Below are 15,874 nucleotides of genomic sequence, written 5' to 3'. Positions count from 1 at the left end.
GGGGTGGGGGTCTCTGGGTACATCAGTAAGCGTTTTCCTGCAGCCATCCGTGTACGTCGCGCACACGCGGCAGGGCGAAGACCGCGGCACTGGGCTCGCGTTCGCCCACCAGCACGCTCCAGCCATGCAGGGTGTTGGCGGCATCGAAGCCGTACTCGTCGGTCAGGTCGTCGCCCAGGAACACGGGAATGCGGCCGCGGAAGGGCTGCTGCTGCATGAGCTGGCGGATCGCGCGGCCCTTGTCGCTGCCTTCGGGAATGAATTCCACCACGTGGTCGCCGGGCTGCAGCCGGTACCCGGTGTTGCCGCCGATGTGGCGTTCGGCGAACGCACGCACTTCGTTGGCGGCATGCGGCGCGCCACGCCAATGCAGGGCCAGGCTGCGGCCCTTGTCTTCGACCAGCACGCCGGGATGGCCATGCGCGAACCGCATGGCCTGCTGGTGCACGGCGTGCAGCCATTCGCTGGTGTCGCTGTCAGTGGCGGTGCGGCCGTCTACGGCGTGGGTGTCACCGCCCATGCCACGCACCTGGTGGCCGTGCAGGCCAGCGGCGGGCAGGTGCAGTGGCGCGAACAGGCGGTCCAGCTGGGCCAGCGGTCGCCCGCTGATCAGGGCAACCGCACCGTCGAGCCGGTCGCTGATGCGGCCGATGGCCTCGCGCACCTCGGGCAGCAGGGTGACGGCCTCGGGGTCGTCGGCAAATTCAATGAGGGTGCCATCCACGTCCAGGAACAGCGCGCACGCATTGTCCAGCAGTGGTGGCGGCGGACGGAGGGGGTAGTCGTTGGCCATGCTGCCAACATGCCACCGGAAGCGTGATCGTCCAGTAGACGATCACGCTTCCATTCAAACGCGCCCGGTAGCGCCAGGCCCTGCCTGGCGGTACCAATCATCAGAACGTGTAACGAACGCGCCCGTAATAATAGGCACCATTGCTGCCAATCGGCGACAGCACGTCATACGGCAGATTGCCGAAGTAATAGATGTCCTCGTTGGACAGATCCGAATAATTGTCGGTCAGGTTCTGCCCACCCAGCGCCACGCTCCACTGCGGCGTGATCCGGTACTCCACCTCGGCATCCAGCTGCCACTCGGCCCCGTAGGTCTGCCGCGGCACATACCCATCGCCGAAGTTGAACACCCGGGTCACGCTGCCGTAACGACTCAGGCGGCTGCTCAACGTCCAGCGGTCATTGGCCCAGGTCGCCGCCAGCTGCGCCCGCGTGCGCGGCGTGGCATCGGTCAGGGTGTTGGTCTCTTCCAGGCCGAACAGCACGTAGTCCGGATCCAGCGCCAACAGGCTCGCCGGCGTGGCCAGCACGTTCTTCAACGTGGTCTTGTTGTAGGCGTAGGTGCCGGTCAGCACCAGTTCCCCATCGCCCAGCCCTTGCCGCCAGTTGGTCACCAGCTCGGCGCCGCGCGTGCGGGTATCGGCGGCGTTGACGAAGAAATTGGCGCTCTGCAGCCCGGCCACGCCGAACTGCTGCTGCACGTAATCGGTGAGCGCATCGCCGGTGATGCTCTCCGACAGCGCGATGCGGTCATCGATATCGATCTGGTAGAAGTCCAGCGACAGGTCGAAGTGGTCGCCGATGCGGCTGGTGAAGCCCAGGCTGGTGTTGACCGACTTTTCCGGCTTCAGGTCGGTGGCACCCAGCCCGCGCGCGATCGGGTTGTTCACCGACAGCGTGCGGCCCTGCACGAGCTGGCCGGCGGCGTTGTAACCGGTGGAGGTGGATTCATAGCCGATCTGCGCCAGCGACGGCGCGCGGAAGTTGTTGGAGATCGCGCCACGCAGTGCGAACGCCGGGGTGAACTCATAGCGCAGGCCCAGCTTGCCGGTGAGTTCGCCGCCGTAATCGTCGCTGTGCTCGTAGCGTGCGGCCAGGTCGCTGGAGAAGTGTTCGCCGAATTGGCTGGACAGGCTGGCATACGCACTGGTCACGTCGCGGCGGAGCGAGGTGGCGTCCTGCGGGGTCAGCCCACCACCGGCCTGCGAGCCAGTCGGGCGGTCGGTGTAGGGGCCGGCGGCGTAGCTGGCGGGGTCACCGGGGCGAGTCTGGAAGTGGTCGCGGCGCGCTTCCAGGCCCAGGCCGAGGCTGTGGGTGTTGTCGCCCTGGGTGAACACCCGGCCGAGGTCGAAGTTGCCCACGGTCAGTTCATTGCGGTAATCGCCAGTCTTGAACCGGGTCGGGCTGCCTGGGCCCAGCGAGGCGTTGAGCGAGTTGCGCAGGCGGTAAGTGAAGTCATTGAAGCCGTAATCCAGGCTGGCGTCGTAGTTCCACTCGCCCCACTGGCCCTTGGCTCCGGCCACGGCCTGCACGTCGCGGTTCTCGCCTTCGGAAACCGGGCGGTAGCCGTTGGGGTACAGCTCGGTCCAGTTGGCGTCGCTGTCGGGGTAACGGAAGTAGTTGGCGCCTTCGGTGTCGCGCTGGTTGAAGGTGCTGAAGAAGTAGAACTTCGAGGTTTCACCGAACGGCAGTTCGGTGTTGATCCAGGCGTTGAGGTCCTTGGTCTTGCCATCGCCGAGCACGTAGTTGCGCTGGCCCTGCAGGGCCAGGTTCGCATCGGTCTGGTCCCACGGCGGAATCTGGTCGAAGCCGGCGCGGTTGGTGCCTTCGCGGTTCTTCAGCTCCAGGCCCACGCGCAGGAAGCCGCCGTCTTCGCCCAGCGCGGTGCCGACCTTGGCGCTGGCGAAGCTGGTCTGGCCATCGGTGAGCGTGCGGTCGATCGGCTTGAGGTCGGTGTGGTTGGCACCGAAGCTGGCTTCGATGGCGCCGCCTTCCGGGGCGTCATCCAGGATCACGTTGATCACACCGGCCACCGCATCCGAGCCGTAGAGCGCGCCGGCGCCGTCGCGCAGTACTTCGATGCGCTTGATGGCGCTGACCGGAATGGAGTTGAAGTCGACCGGCGTGGTGCCTTTGCCGATCTTGCTGTCGGTGTTCACCAGCGCGCTGGTGTGGCGGCGCTTGCCGTTCACCAGCACCAGTACCTGGTCGGGCGACAGCCCGCGCAGCTGGGCGGCGCGCACGTGGTCGGCACCGCCGGAGTTGGACTGGCGCGGGAAGTTGAACGAAGGCAGCAGCGCCTGCAGCGCGCTGCCCAGCTCGCCATTGACCACGCCGGCGCGGCGGATGTCCTCGGCGGTGAGAACGTCCACCGGCGAGGTCGATTCGAGCACGGTGCGGTCGATGGCGCGGGTGCCGGTGACAATCACCGTGTCCAGCGTGGTGGCGGAGGCGGGCGCGTCCTGCGCATGGAGGTCCCGGGCGAGAAGGGGAGAGGACAGGACCATGGCAATGGCAAGGCCAAGGCGCGACGCGGACGGACGGGACATGCGGGCTCCAGCAGCAAGAACGGGGGGGGGGGGGGGCAGGGGTGCCGGGCGTTGCCCGGCTGGTCCCAGATGAAACTATTGTTCCATCCGGATGAAGCGATATATTATCTTGGCGTGAACCCGGCCTGTGATGCAAGTCCCAGTACCGACGGCTATCAGCACATAACCGGACGTGATCTGCGGCGATGCCGGAATCCGTCACCCTGTCCACCGCGTAGCGACACGCCATGCATGTCCACGGAACCCTCGCAGCACCCGGAGCCCCCTGCACCATGAAGCTTTCCCCCCTCCTCCTGGCCGCCTTGCTCGCCCTCGGCGGCTGCGCCACCGCTACCCCGACCCCGCGCGCGCCCGAATCCGCCACCGCCACCCTCCAGGGCGATGCCGCCCGTCCGGATGCGGCGACCAACTGGGTGCGCAGCGAGCTGTACTTCGGCGTGGGCGAGGAAAGCGGTGCCTCTGATCGCGAGCAGACCGATGCGATCAGCGAGGCGCAGTGGCGCGACTTCCTGGACAAGCAGGTCACCCCGCGCTTCCCGGATGGCCTGACCGTGTTCGATGCCTACGGCCAGTGGCTGTTCCGCGGCGCCAAGGAGCCCAATCGCCTGCGCACCAAGGTGCTGGTGGTGCTGCACGAAAACACCCCGCAGCGGCGCGCGGATATCGAGGCGATCCGCCTGGCATGGAAGCAGGCGACGAAGCACCAGTCGGTGCTGTGGTCACAGCAGGCGGTGGAAGTGTCGTTTTGATCGCAGCAGGTGAAGTCGTTTTGCGACGCCTGGAGCGATGTTTTTCTGGAAGCACATGCAATGGGCATGGCGAAAAATGGGGAACCATCGATTCCAGGGAGTTGCCGTGCATTCCGTAGGTTCCAGTTCCTCGCAGGCGTCGGTCGCGCGGCAAGCGGTCGCGTCGCAGACCAACGACAAGCAGCAGGCAACGATCGGCACGCAGACGCTGTCCGTCGCTGAAATCAGCAACCGCCCGGCGGAAGCCGCAGCCGCTGCTCCGACGTGTCCTGCCCCCCAGGACCCTGTCGGTGTGGCACTGGAACGGTCTTCTCCGCGGGCTTTCCGCACTTTCATGGAACTGATGGTGTCCGAGGGGTACATGCCAAGGGAGATCCAGGCGGAGGTTTACATGCAATCCGGCACCCCTCAGCAGGTAGGCATGCTGCTTGCCCAGATTCGACGCAATTCCGACGCGTTGGACGCCTTCCCCCGGCTGCTCGCCCAGGCAAAGGCAGCCGAACGGGAATAACACCAACGTATGACCCGGGTACGCGCTGATTCGCACGCCGGTGTCACCCTCGCAGGTCTAGGCTGGTACTTCCCCCGAACGTGGAAGTGCCGCCATGAGCAAGCGCGTTGCCGAAATCGTCGTCGATACCCTGCAGGCCGCCGGTGTGCGGCACTGCTACGGGATCGTCGGCGACACCCTCAACCATGTCACCGATGCGATCCATCGCAGTGACATCGACTGGGTGCACGTGCGCCATGAAGAGGCTGCGGCGTTCGCGGCCGGTGCCGATTCGCTGATCAGTGGCCAGCTCACCGCCTGCGCCGGCTCCTGCGGCCCGGGCGGGCTGCATTTCATCAACGGCATCTTCGAGGCCAACCGCAACCGCACGCCGCTGGTGCTGATCGCCAGCCAGGTGGTCACCACCGAGCTGGGCATGGAGTTCCCGCAGGAAGTCGACTTCAAGGCGGTGTACGCCAGCTGCAGCGTGTTCTGCGAGCAGGTGTGCACCCCGGCGCAGGCGCGGCGGATGGCGACCCTGGCCTGCCAGGCGGCGATCAGCCGGCGCGGCGTGGCGGTGCTGATCCTGCCGGCCGACATTGCTGAAGCCGAGGTCAAGGACGATCAGCCGTTTTCCGTGCACTACACCCAGCCAGTACTGCGCCCCAACGACGACGAACTGCAGCGCATCGCGGCGCTGATCGGCGCGGGCAAGCGCATCGGCATTTATGCCGGTGCCGGCTGCGAGCACGCGCACGATCAACTTGTCGCGCTGGCCGCGCACCTCAAGGCGCCGATCGCGCACACTTCGCGGGCCAAGGATTTCGTGGAGCATGACAACCCGTACAACATGGGCATGACCGGTATTTTCGGCATTGAGTCGGGCTACCACACGCTGATGGCGTGCGACACGCTGCTGCTGCTCGGTGCGGATTTCGCCTGGGGCCAGTACTATCCGGACAAGGCGACGTTGATCCAGGTCGACCGCGATGGCAGCCACCTGGGCCGGCGCCACCCGGTGCAGCTGGGCGTGGTGGGCGACATCGGCCCGACCCTGGAGGCGCTGCTGCCGCTGCTGCCGGAACGCGAGGACCGCAGCTTTCTGGACGAGTGCATCGGCCACCGCGAGAAGGCGCTGGAGACCCGCGCGAAGGAGGAGTACCCGGGCGAGGGCGAGCTGATCCATCCGCAGCATCTCACCGCGCTGCTCGACCGGCATGGCGATGACGATGCGCTGTTTACCGCCGACTGCGGTTCGCCGATGGTGTGGATCCTGCGCCATATCCGCACCAATGGTCGCCGCCGCACGCTGACCAGCCTGCTGCACGGCACGATGGCCAATGCCCTGCCGCAGGCGCTGGGCCTGCAGAAGGCGTTCCCGGGCCGGCAGGTGATCGCGATGTGCGGCGATGGCGGCATCGCGATGCTTCTCGGCGAGCTGCTCACCGCCGTGCAGGAGAACCTGCCGATCAAGGTGGTGGTCTACAACAACAGCTCGCTGAACTTCGTGGAGCTGGAGCAGAAGGTGCAGGGCCTGCTGGACAACTACACCGATCTGAAAAACCCCGACTTCGGCCGCCTGGCCGAGGTGATCGGCTTCTACGGTCGCACCGTGACCCGCAGCGAAGACCTGGAGCAGGCGGTGCAGGACGTGCTGGCCCACCCCGGCCCGGCGCTGCTGGACGTGCATACCAGCCCCACCGAGCTGGTGATGCCGCCGCAGGTGGAGGCCAAGCAGGTGGCCGGGACCGCCCTGTATGCGGCCAAGGCGCTGCTGCACGGGCGGGTAGGGGACGTGCGCGACCTGCTGGCCAACAATTTCCTCAACAAGCCGTAGGGCGTCACGACCAACGGTCGTGACCTGCCGCGCCGGTAGGTACCGACCGTTGGTCGGTACAGGGCGCGCCCCGGTGTTCCACGCATGCGTCTGTCGCCCGGCGCAATGAACGCCTACCATCGGGTACCCCCCACCCCGTGCCCCCTCGCATGCCTGCATCCGCTCCTGTCTCCGGTCGCCCCCGCTGGTTCGTCGCCGGCGATCTCAACGGCTTTTTCGGCCTGGTGGTCGACAACCTGTCGATCCTGGGCTTCATCGCGATGGCGCTGGTCGGCATCTTCCAGTTCCCCGCCGACGTGGTGTTCGGGCGCATGTTCCCCGGCACCGCCTTCGGCGTGCTGGTCGGCAACGTGCTCTACACCTGGATGGCACGGCGGCTGGCCGCGCGCACCGGCCGCGATGGCGTCACCGCCATGCCGCTCGGCCTGGATGCGCCGACCAGCATCGGCATGGCGCTGCTGGTGCTGGGCCCGGCGTTCCTGGCCTTCAAGGCGCAGGGGTTGGCTCCGCACGATGCGGCCATTGCCACCTGGCAGCTGGGCATGGCCTCGCTGGTGATCATGGGCGTGCTCAAGACCGTGCTCTCGTTCTTCGGCGAAGCGGTCACCCGCGCGCTGCCGCGCGCCTCGCTGCTGGGCTCCATCGCCGGCATCGCGATCGTGCTGATGGGCTTCCTGCCGCTGCTGGAAACGCTGCGCTCGCCGGTGGTCGGCTTCGTCACGCTGGGCCTGCTGTTGTACGTGCTGGTGGCCAAGCGCAAGCTGCCGATCCGCGCCCCGGGCGTGCTGGTGGCCTTCGTGTTCGGCACGGTGCTGTACTACGGGCTCGGCCTGGCCGGGCTGGGTGCACCGGGCTTCAAGGTGCCCGAGTGGACCCCGCTGCAGATGGTGCTGCCGTGGCCGACGCTGGGCTTCATCGATGGCCTGCCCACCGCGATCACCTACCTGCCGCTGCTGCTGCCGTTCGGCCTGCTGATGGTGGTGGGCGGCATCAACGTCTCTGAAAGCGCACGTGCGGCCGGTGATGACTACCGCACCCGCGACATCCTGCTGGTGGAGGCGGTGGCCACGCTGGTGGCTGGCCTGTGCGGCGGCGTGGCGCAGACCACGCCGTACATCGGCCAGCCGGCGTACAAGCACATGGGCGCGCGCAGCGGCTACACGCTGCTGACCGGGCTGTTCGTGGGCATCGGCGGCATGCTGGGGGTGATTTCCGGGTTGGTGCAGTGGCTGCCGCTGGCGGTGCTGGCGCCGATCATCGTGTACGTGGCCATCGACATCACCACCCAGGCGTTCCAGGCAACGCCGCGCGAGCATGCCGGTGCGATGGTGCTGGGGTTCCTTCCTTCGGTGGCCTACCTGCTGGCGATCAAGGCGCCGGGCTGGATCCCGCCCGAGCAGCTGGCGGCGATGACCACCACGCTCGATGGGCATGGGCTGCCGGAGCTGGCGGTGATCTTCACCTTGGGCAATGGCTTCATCATCACCTCGATGCTGTGGATTGCCGCGGTGGTGGCGATGATCGACGGCAGGCTGCTGCGCTCTTCCGGGATCCTGCTGGTGGCTGCGGCGCTTACCCTGTTCGGGCTGATCCACTCGGTCGATCCGCGCGGTGGGATCTACCTGCCGTGGACACTGGAAGGCTTGCCGGAGCAGATCATGTGGCAGTTCGCGGGCGCGTATGTGGCGCTGGCGGTGCTGTTGGCCCTATTGTCGGTTATTCCGGTGCCCGCACGGGAAAAGGACGCGGCGTAGACCGCCTGGGCCGACCAACGGTCGGCGCTACCGGGACAGGCCTCCGTCCGAGGCGCTCCGTAGCGCCGACCGTTGGTCGGCCCAAGGAATGCGTCACGCGTCCGCGTCCAATTCCGGGTAGTGGCGAAAGATCCCGTTGGTGTTGAACGCCAAGCGGCGTTCCGAGGCCAGGTATGCGGCGATGTTCGGTCGCCGTTCCACCCGGTCCTTCAGTGCATGCAGCAGCGGCAGCGACGGCCGCAGTGCCTGCATGCGGCGCGGGAACATGTAGTCCAGCCCGCTCAGCAGCTGGAACAGCGACAGGTCCACGTACGAGTGCTCGCGCAGCGGGTGCAGGCCGCCATTGGCCTCCAGCACGCTTTCAAACCAGCCCAGAAACTTCGGCAACCGCTCGTCCCGCATCGACGCGGCGCGCGCCTTGGCTTCCTTCTTCTGGTCTTCGTAGTACTTCGAGGCCGCAATGGGATGGTGGGTGTCGTGGACCTCCGCGACCAGGTCGGCGATGGTCAGCTGCAGCTGCAATGCCTGCACCCGGCGTGAGGCGGCTTCGGGTACCAGCCCCAGCTCCGGCCCCAGATGATCGAGGATCGTGCCCACCTGCGCGATCACCTGTCGGCCGCTGACCAAGAACGGCGGCGCGAACGGGCGCAACCCCTCGGCCTTGCCGTCCAGGAACGGCTGCATCACCTCGTCGCCGTGCACCCGCGCCATGTCCGTATAGGAGGCGCCAGCATCTTCCAGCGCCAGCCGGATGAACTCGCCCCGGCCCTGGATGCCGGTCCAGTAGTACAGCTCGTAATGCATGCGCAAGCTCCGCGACAGGAGCGCCCAGCCTCCCGCCTGCGCTGCCAAGCAGGCGTGATGGCGATGTCGCTGCCACGTCGTCCGGGGCCTGAATGCGTTCTCATCCCCCCTTGAAACACGCCTGCATAACCGCATCTGTCAGATAGTGCTGGCTCGGCCAGCGGCAACATATCGAGGACACCCCCATGCGGATGGACAAGCTCACCTCGCGTTTCCAGCAGGCGCTGGCGGACGCACAGTCGCTGGCCGTGGGCCGCGACCACAACATCATCGAACCGGTACACGTGCTCACCGCGCTGCTCGACCAGCAGGGTGGTAGCACGCGCCCGCTGCTGGCCCAGGCCGGGGTCAACGTGCCGGTGCTGCGCGAGCGGTTGACCGAGGCGCTGGACGCCCTGCCGAAGGTCTCCGGGCAGGAAGGCAACCTGTCGATCGGCAATGACCTGAACCGGCTGCTCAACAAGACCGACAAACTGGCCCAGGAGCATGGCGATGCGTTCATCGCCAGCGAGTGGTTCGTGCTGGCCGCGCTTGACGATGGCGGCACGTTGGGCATGGCGCTGCGCGCTGCCGGTGCCGACAAAAACAAGATCGACGCGGCCATCGACAAGATTCGTGGCGGCGAAAGCGTGCAGTCGGAAAATGCCGAAGAACAGCGCCAGGCGCTGGAGAAGTACACCATCGACCTGACCGCGCGTGCCGAGAGCGGCAAGCTGGACCCGGTGATCGGGCGCGACGAGGAAATCCGCCGCACCATCCAGGTCCTGCAGCGCCGCACCAAGAACAACCCGGTGCTGATCGGCGAGCCGGGCGTGGGCAAGACCGCCATCGTGGAAGGGCTGGCCCAGCGCATCATCAACGACGAAGTGCCCGAAGGCCTGCGGGGCAAGCGCGTGCTGTCGCTGGACATGGGCGCGCTGATCGCCGGTGCCAAGTTCCGCGGTGAGTTCGAAGAGCGCCTGAAGGGCGTGCTGAATGACCTGGCCAAGAGCGAAGGCCAGATCATCCTGTTCATCGACGAACTGCACACCATGGTCGGCGCGGGCAAGGCCGATGGCGCGATGGACGCGGGCAACATGCTCAAGCCGGCGCTGGCGCGTGGCGAGCTGCACTGCGTGGGTGCCACCACCCTGGACGAGTACCGCAAGTACATCGAGAAGGATGCCGCACTGGAGCGCCGCTTCCAGAAGGTGTTCGTGGGCGAGCCGAGCGTGGAAGACACCATCGCGATCCTGCGTGGCTTGAAGGAAAAGTACGCCGTGCACCACGGGGTGGAGATCACCGACCCGGCGATCGTGGCCGCGGCCACGCTGTCGCACCGTTACATTGCCGACCGCCAGCTGCCGGACAAGGCCATCGACCTGATGGACGAGGCGGCCTCGCGCATCCGCATGGAGATCGACTCCAAGCCGGAAGAACTGGACCGCCTGGAACGGCGCCTGATCCAGCTCAAGATCCAGCGCGAGATGCTGAAGAAGGAAAAGGACGACGCCTCGCGCCAGCGCCTGGCCGACCTGGAAACCGAGATCGATGCGCTGGAGCGCGAGTTCTCCGACCTGGACGAGATCTGGAAGTCGGAGAAGGCCGCGCTGCAGGGCACCACCAAGATCAAGGAGCAGATCGAACAGGTGAAGCTGGAACTTGAAGCGGCGCAGCGGCGCCAGGATTTCGGCCGCATGAGCGAGCTGCAGTATGGCCAGCTGCCGCAGTTGGAGAAGCAGCTGCACGCCGCGCAGGAAGTGGAGAGCACCGAGTTCAAGCTGGTCCAGGACCGGGTTACCGCCGAGGAGATCGCCGAAGTGGTCTCGCGCTGGACCGGCATTCCGGTCAACCGCATGCTGGAAGGCGAGCGCGACAAGCTGCTGCGCATGGAAGATGTGCTGCATGAGCGGGTGGTGGGCCAGGAAGAGGCGATCAAGGTCGTCTCCGATGCGGTGCGCCGTTCTCGTGCCGGCCTGTCCGACCCGAACCGGCCGAGCGGTTCGTTCCTGTTCCTGGGCCCGACCGGCGTGGGCAAGACCGAGCTGTGCAAGTCGCTGGCCGAGTTCCTGTTCGACAGCAGCGACGCCATGATCCGCATCGACATGAGCGAGTTCATGGAAAAGCACAGCGTGGCGCGCCTGATCGGTGCGCCCCCGGGTTACGTGGGCTACGAAGAAGGCGGTTACCTCACCGAGGCCGTGCGTCGCCGCCCGTACTCGCTGATCCTGCTCGACGAAGTGGAGAAGGCGCACACCGATGTGTTCAACATCCTGCTGCAGGTGCTGGACGATGGCCGCCTCACCGATGGCCAGGGTCGCACCGTGGACTTCCGCAACACCGTCATCGTGATGACCTCCAACCTGGGCTCGCACCAGATCCAGGACATGTCCAGCGATGACAGTCCGGAGGCCTACACGCAGATGAAGGCGGCGGTGATGGGCGTGGTGCAGGCGCACTTCCGCCCGGAGTTCATCAACCGGCTGGACGACATCGTGGTGTTCCACCCGCTGGACAAGGTGCAGATCAAGCAGATCGCCCGTATCCAGATGCAGGGCCTGGAGAAGCGGCTGGCCGAACGCGGCCTGCGCATCGAGGTCAGCGATGCGGCGTTCGAGCTGCTGGGCAACGTCGGCTTCGATCCGATCTACGGTGCCCGCCCGCTCAAGCGCGCGATCCAGGCGCAGCTGGAGAACCCCTTGGCACAGAAGATCCTGTCCGGCGACTTCGTCGGCGGCGATGTGATCCAGGTGGATGCGGCCGAAGGCCGGCTGGCATTCGCCAAGGGTTGAGTGGCGATGTGATCCAAACAGAAGGCCCCGGTTTCCCGGGGCCTTTTTTTCGTTACTTGGCGACGAACTTCAGCGGCCCCTTGTAATCGGGCCACGAGATGGACCGCTCGTCGCGCACGTTGAGCGCCACCGGCTCGGCGGGCGCTGCCGTGGTGTCGGCGCTGCCTTCCACCGCCACGGTGGTGAACAGCGTGGGAGTGAAGAAGGTGGCGAACAGCGTGCGCTCTTCGTCGACGATCAGCGGCTCCATGGTCATCGTGGTGGTCTTGCCGGCCTCCACCGTGAATGACAGGACGTCCGGGTTCACGTAGGCACCCTTGGCCAGCACTTTCTCCACGCTGAAACCGGTGTGCGGTTCGAACCCGACCGTGGTCAGGCGGTAGGTGCCGGCAGGCAGCTGCAGCGTCTGGGTGCTGCCGTAACGGGTCATGTAGTTCACATCGAAATCGACGAAGCGCTTGTTGAGCAGGGTGACCACCATCTGCCCATCACGCAGCCCCCACTCGATGCCGCCGGTCTTGAGCTGCGATTCGATCTTGGGCTTGAGTGCCACTTCGGAACGGAACGGCTTGAGATCCAGTACCAGCGTACCGGTACCGGTTTCGGATTCGGCCGAGCTGGTGAAGCTGCCCAGCAGCAGCACCGAAGCCAATGCAAAACGGATGGCAAAACGCATATGTCGTCCTTGGTCAGCGTGGAATGAACTTGATGGGGCCGCGGTAATCCGGCCAGGCGGTGGAGCTGTTGTCGCGCAGGGTGACTGCTTTACGCCGGGGCGCTGCGCCGCCCGGTGCGCCGCCGTCCGCGCTGGACACGCTGGCGAACAGGGTGGGGATGAATACCGCCGGATTGAGGGCGTCCTCATCCATGATCACGGGCCCCACCTGCACGGTGACGGTCTTGCCGGCTTCGATCGTGAAAGACGCCACGTTGCGGTTCACGAACGTCGCCCGGTCCAGCAGCCGCTGTTCGCTGTAGCTGCGGCGGGGTTCCCGGCTCACGGCGGTGATCCGGTAGTTGCCCACCGGCAGCTGCAACGCGTGCCGGTACCCATAGCGGGTGGTGAAGCCGTAGTCGAAGTCGAGGTACCGGGTATCGACCACGGTGAGCACCAGTTCGTTGCCCTTGATGCCCCAGTCCACGCCGCCGGTGCGGATCAGTTCCTGCAGTTCCTTGCTGAGCGGTACTTCCGATTGCAGCTTGTCCACTTCCATGACCAGCGTGCCGGTGGCCGTCTGGGCCAGGCAGGCGAAGCTGCCCGACAGCAGCGCAGCCGCCAGCAGTGTGCGTAAGGCAAAGCGCATGTTCCGTCCCTTGGTGACAATCGCAGGGACCCCGCCCCTGCTGCGACGTCGCCGGAAGCTTCCCGGGCGACCGTCGCGGAGTATGCACGTTCAGCTGGCAGTTTGAAATGTGAGTTGCGGTCCCCGCTCCAGACGGATCAGAGGTAGACCACCCGTTCCGCATCGGTGCGGGTCATCGGTGTTCCCGGCGTGCAGTTGAAGGCTTGGGCATAGGCCGGCAGATTGGCCGGGCCCACATTGGCGCGCGGGGCGCCGAAGGCGTGGACGTCGGTTTCCGCGTCCTGCCGCAACCGCTGGGCGGTGTGCAGGCGGCGGTGGGTAACGGCCCCGCCCACGAAGAAGTCCCGCACGATGCCCAGCCTGTCCGGCACCGGATCGGTCTGGTTGTCCGTGACATGCAGCAGCGCGTCCAGGGCAATGGACAGTCCGCCCAGATCGGCCATGTTCTCGCTGGCTGTCAGCTGTCCGTTGATCGCCACGCCGTCGACCTGCTGCTGGTCGAACTGTGCCGCCAAGCGCGCTGACAGCGCGGCGTAGCGCTGGTGGTCGGCGTCGCTCCACCACCCCTGCAGGCCGCCGTCGATGCCGAACTGGCTGGATTCGGCGGAGAACGCATGCGACAGCTCATGCCCGATCACCACCCCGATCGCACCGTAGTTGACGGGACCGGCGTCGATGTCGAAGTAGGGCGGCTGCAGCAGCGCCGCCGAGAGGGCGATGTAGGGTTCTTCCTCCAGCATGTCGTAGTAACCGTCGACGGTCTGCGCGGTCATCCGCCAGGTTGAAGGGTCCACCGGCGCGCCCAGTCGCGCCAGTTCCCTGCGCTGTACGAAAGCGGTTGCCCGGCGCAGGTTGCGCAGGTAGCCGCAGGATTCGGTGTGCAGTCCGGACCAGTCGGGCCAGTGCTCGGGGTGGCCGATGCGGGTACGAAGCCGGTCCGCCTTGCGCAGGGCCGTGGCGCGGGTATCGGGGTCCATCCAGGGCACGACCTGCAGGCGGCGTTTCAATGCAGCGGTGATCTGCTCGACCAGCGCATTGACGGCCTCGCGCGTTTCGGTGGGAAATGCGACCGGCACATACAGCTCGCTGATCGCTTCGCCCGCCACCCGCTCGATGGCGGCCAGCACCTGCTTCCAGCGCGGTGGCATCGCATCCTGGCCCTGCAGCGTGCGCGCGTGGAAGGCGTGGTGCGCACGCACGAAGTCGTCGCCCAGGAACGGGCTGGCCGAATCCAGCGTATGGAAGCGCAGGTAGGCGCGCCAGGTGGCCGGATCCTCCGTGGTCAGGGCCGCAGCGACCTCCTGGTGGAATCCGGGCGTGGGCAGCGAGAAGCGGTCGGGAGGGGCCACGCCCAGCGACTGGAACAGCGCGCTCCAGCGGAACCCGGGCGTCAGCGCGTCGGCCTCTGCCAGGCTGACCGGATGGTAGTAATGGGTGAGGTTGGCGTTCAACTCCTCCCATGGAGTGGACGCATTGGCGAACCGGCGTTCCAGCGCCAATACCGCATCGGCCTGGCGTTCGGCGTCGGCCGGTGCGTCTCCGGCCAGGCGCAGCACATGGGCAACATGCGCGCGGTAGCCCAGCGCGGCTTCGACGTGGTCGTCCGTCAGGTAGTAGCTGCGATCCGGCATCCCGAGGCCGCCCTGGAAGGCGTAGGCGATCTGCGTATCGCGCGCGTCCATGTCGCGGTCCACGCCAAAGCCGAACACCGGGTTGATCCCGGCGGCGGTGAGTGCATGCAGATGGGCCTCGATCTGGGCGGGTGACTGAAGCCCGTCGATCGCGGCGAGTTCATCGCGCAAAGGGGAGATGCCTTCGGCGTTGATCCGGTGCTGGTTCATGCCGGTCGTCCAGAGATCGGCGACGATTCTTTCGGCAGGCGTAGGCAGCTCAAGCCTTGCCGCCTGCTCGGCCAACCGCCGCTGCAGGGCCAGGGATCGATCCTGCAGCATGGCCGGTACGTCCCAGCGCGACTGGTCGTCCGGCCGGGTTGCGGTGGCGTGCCAACGCGCATTGACATGGTCGTACAGCGAGTCGCACGGCGAGTGGGCAGGATCGAGGTCGGCCGGGCTGAAGCGCATCGGCGGGGGTAGGCCATCGGCGGTCTCCGGCGTCTGAACCTGCGAGTCGGCGGCAGGGAGACCCGCGAAGCGTGTATCGCACTCGTCCCGGGCTGCGCGGTGGCCAGCCTGGTAGCCCAACCACCCGCCGACGAGCGCACCGCCCAGCGCGGTGACGGCGGCACCGGCGAGGAGTTGCGGACACTGGCGGGGTCGCGACAGGCAGCCTGCAGCGGTCGCTGAAGCAATTCCGTTCAATGGATCCTGCGCCGGCACGGCCAGGTACGCCTCGCCCCGCGACGCGCCCGCACCAGGCAGCAGCGCCGGCCGTACCGGCGGCGTCGAATCCGCGCGCGCCGCGGCCGACGCGGACGCCGGTACGATCAGGCTGGAGAGCGCGGCAAGGGTGAGCACGCCCGCGTTGCCAACGCGCAGCAGCGGTGGATGGGCGCTACCGAACCGCTGGTGCCGGGCGTGATCCTGCGCGGGCTGTTGGCCGCGCAGCGACCGATGAAATTCGCCCACGCTGCGGCGGTGTTGTTGTACGGCATCGGCACGCATGGCGTGACCTCCACTATCAGTCGTGTGGGTGCCTGCCGTCGCAGGCGGAGCGCGATCATGACCACGGGCGCGCAGAACGCACATAGGATTGGTACGAAACGCACCCTGCACATCACCGCAGCGACGGTGCTCATGAGCAACCGGCATGACAGGGCGCGGTGAGGCTCGGCTATGGTGCGTTTTCGCACGCACCGTGCGCGGAG

The 15,874-nt window shown here is 66.7% G+C and carries 12 protein-coding genes; 6 read left to right on the top strand and 6 right to left on the bottom strand.

Going from position 1 to position 15,874, the window contains the following annotated elements; all coding sequences use genetic code 11:
* Positions 1-22 precede the first annotated feature (22 nt).
* Both otsB and BAY15_RS14830 read right to left on the bottom strand, forming a co-directional pair.
* Positions 23-793 (bottom strand): trehalose-phosphatase, encoded by a 771-nt coding sequence (otsB, locus tag BAY15_RS14835; protein WP_068853785.1) that lies wholly within the window; start codon positions 791-793, stop codon positions 23-25.
* Between the two features lie 100 nt (positions 794-893).
* Positions 894-3,341, bottom strand: coding sequence for a TonB-dependent receptor plug domain-containing protein (locus tag BAY15_RS14830; RefSeq protein WP_068853784.1), 2,448 nt, complete (start codon positions 3,339-3,341; stop codon positions 894-896).
* 272 nt (positions 3,342-3,613) lie between these two features.
* Between BAY15_RS14830 and BAY15_RS14825 the strand changes: the two genes are divergently transcribed.
* The 4 genes from BAY15_RS14825 (at position 3,614) to BAY15_RS14810 (ending at position 8,171) form a co-directional block, all read left to right on the top strand.
* Positions 3,614-4,090, top strand: a complete 477-nt coding sequence (locus BAY15_RS14825; protein ID WP_068853783.1) for a DUF3574 domain-containing protein — start codon at positions 3,614-3,616, stop codon at positions 4,088-4,090.
* Positions 4,091-4,145: 55 nt separating this feature from the next.
* Positions 4,146-4,601 (top strand): hypothetical protein, encoded by a 456-nt coding sequence (locus BAY15_RS14820; RefSeq protein ID WP_141236240.1) that lies wholly within the window; start codon positions 4,146-4,148, stop codon positions 4,599-4,601.
* Positions 4,602-4,695: 94 nt separating this feature from the next.
* Entirely contained in the window at positions 4,696-6,417 is a 1,722-nt protein-coding gene (locus BAY15_RS14815; protein ID WP_068853781.1) for a thiamine pyrophosphate-dependent enzyme, read from the top strand.
* Between the two features lie 149 nt (positions 6,418-6,566).
* The gene (locus BAY15_RS14810) at positions 6,567-8,171 is read left to right on the top strand and encodes a hypothetical protein (protein WP_068853780.1); all 1,605 of its coding nucleotides are present in this window, start codon (positions 6,567-6,569) and stop codon (positions 8,169-8,171) included.
* Between the two features lie 93 nt (positions 8,172-8,264).
* Here BAY15_RS14810 and BAY15_RS14805 read toward each other — a convergent pair whose 3' ends face one another.
* A complete protein-coding gene (locus BAY15_RS14805) occupies positions 8,265-8,975 on the bottom strand; it encodes a glutathione S-transferase (RefSeq protein ID WP_068853779.1) in 711 nt (236 codons plus the stop codon).
* A 185-nt stretch (positions 8,976-9,160) separates the two neighbouring features.
* Here BAY15_RS14805 and clpB point away from each other — a divergent pair, with 185 nt between their 5' ends.
* Positions 9,161-11,746: an ATP-dependent chaperone ClpB gene (gene clpB, locus BAY15_RS14800; RefSeq protein WP_068853778.1), complete on the top strand. Its 2,586-nt coding sequence runs from the start codon at positions 9,161-9,163 to the stop codon at positions 11,744-11,746.
* A gap of 52 nt (positions 11,747-11,798) precedes the next feature.
* On the opposite strand, the gene BAY15_RS14795 is transcribed toward clpB, so the two are convergent.
* From BAY15_RS14795 to BAY15_RS19240, 3 genes are all read right to left on the bottom strand, one after another.
* Positions 11,799-12,422, bottom strand: a complete 624-nt coding sequence (locus BAY15_RS14795) for a hypothetical protein (protein WP_068853777.1) — start codon at positions 12,420-12,422, stop codon at positions 11,799-11,801.
* Positions 12,423-12,435: 13 nt separating this feature from the next.
* Positions 12,436-13,050: a hypothetical protein gene (locus BAY15_RS14790; protein ID WP_068853776.1), complete on the bottom strand. Its 615-nt coding sequence runs from the start codon at positions 13,048-13,050 to the stop codon at positions 12,436-12,438.
* Positions 13,051-13,187: 137 nt separating this feature from the next.
* Positions 13,188-15,524, bottom strand: coding sequence for a M13 family metallopeptidase (locus BAY15_RS19240; protein ID WP_157771753.1), 2,337 nt, complete (start codon positions 15,522-15,524; stop codon positions 13,188-13,190).
* A gap of 30 nt (positions 15,525-15,554) precedes the next feature.
* Between BAY15_RS19240 and BAY15_RS14780 the strand changes: the two genes are divergently transcribed.
* Positions 15,555-15,833, top strand: coding sequence for a hypothetical protein (locus BAY15_RS14780; RefSeq protein ID WP_068853774.1), 279 nt, complete (start codon positions 15,555-15,557; stop codon positions 15,831-15,833).
* Positions 15,834-15,874: the final 41 nt, after the last annotated feature.

This window comes from Stenotrophomonas rhizophila (genome assembly GCF_001704155.1).
Classification (GTDB): Bacteria; Pseudomonadota; Gammaproteobacteria; order Xanthomonadales; family Xanthomonadaceae; genus Stenotrophomonas; species Stenotrophomonas rhizophila_A.
This window is presented reverse-complemented; position numbering and strand designations above follow the sequence as displayed.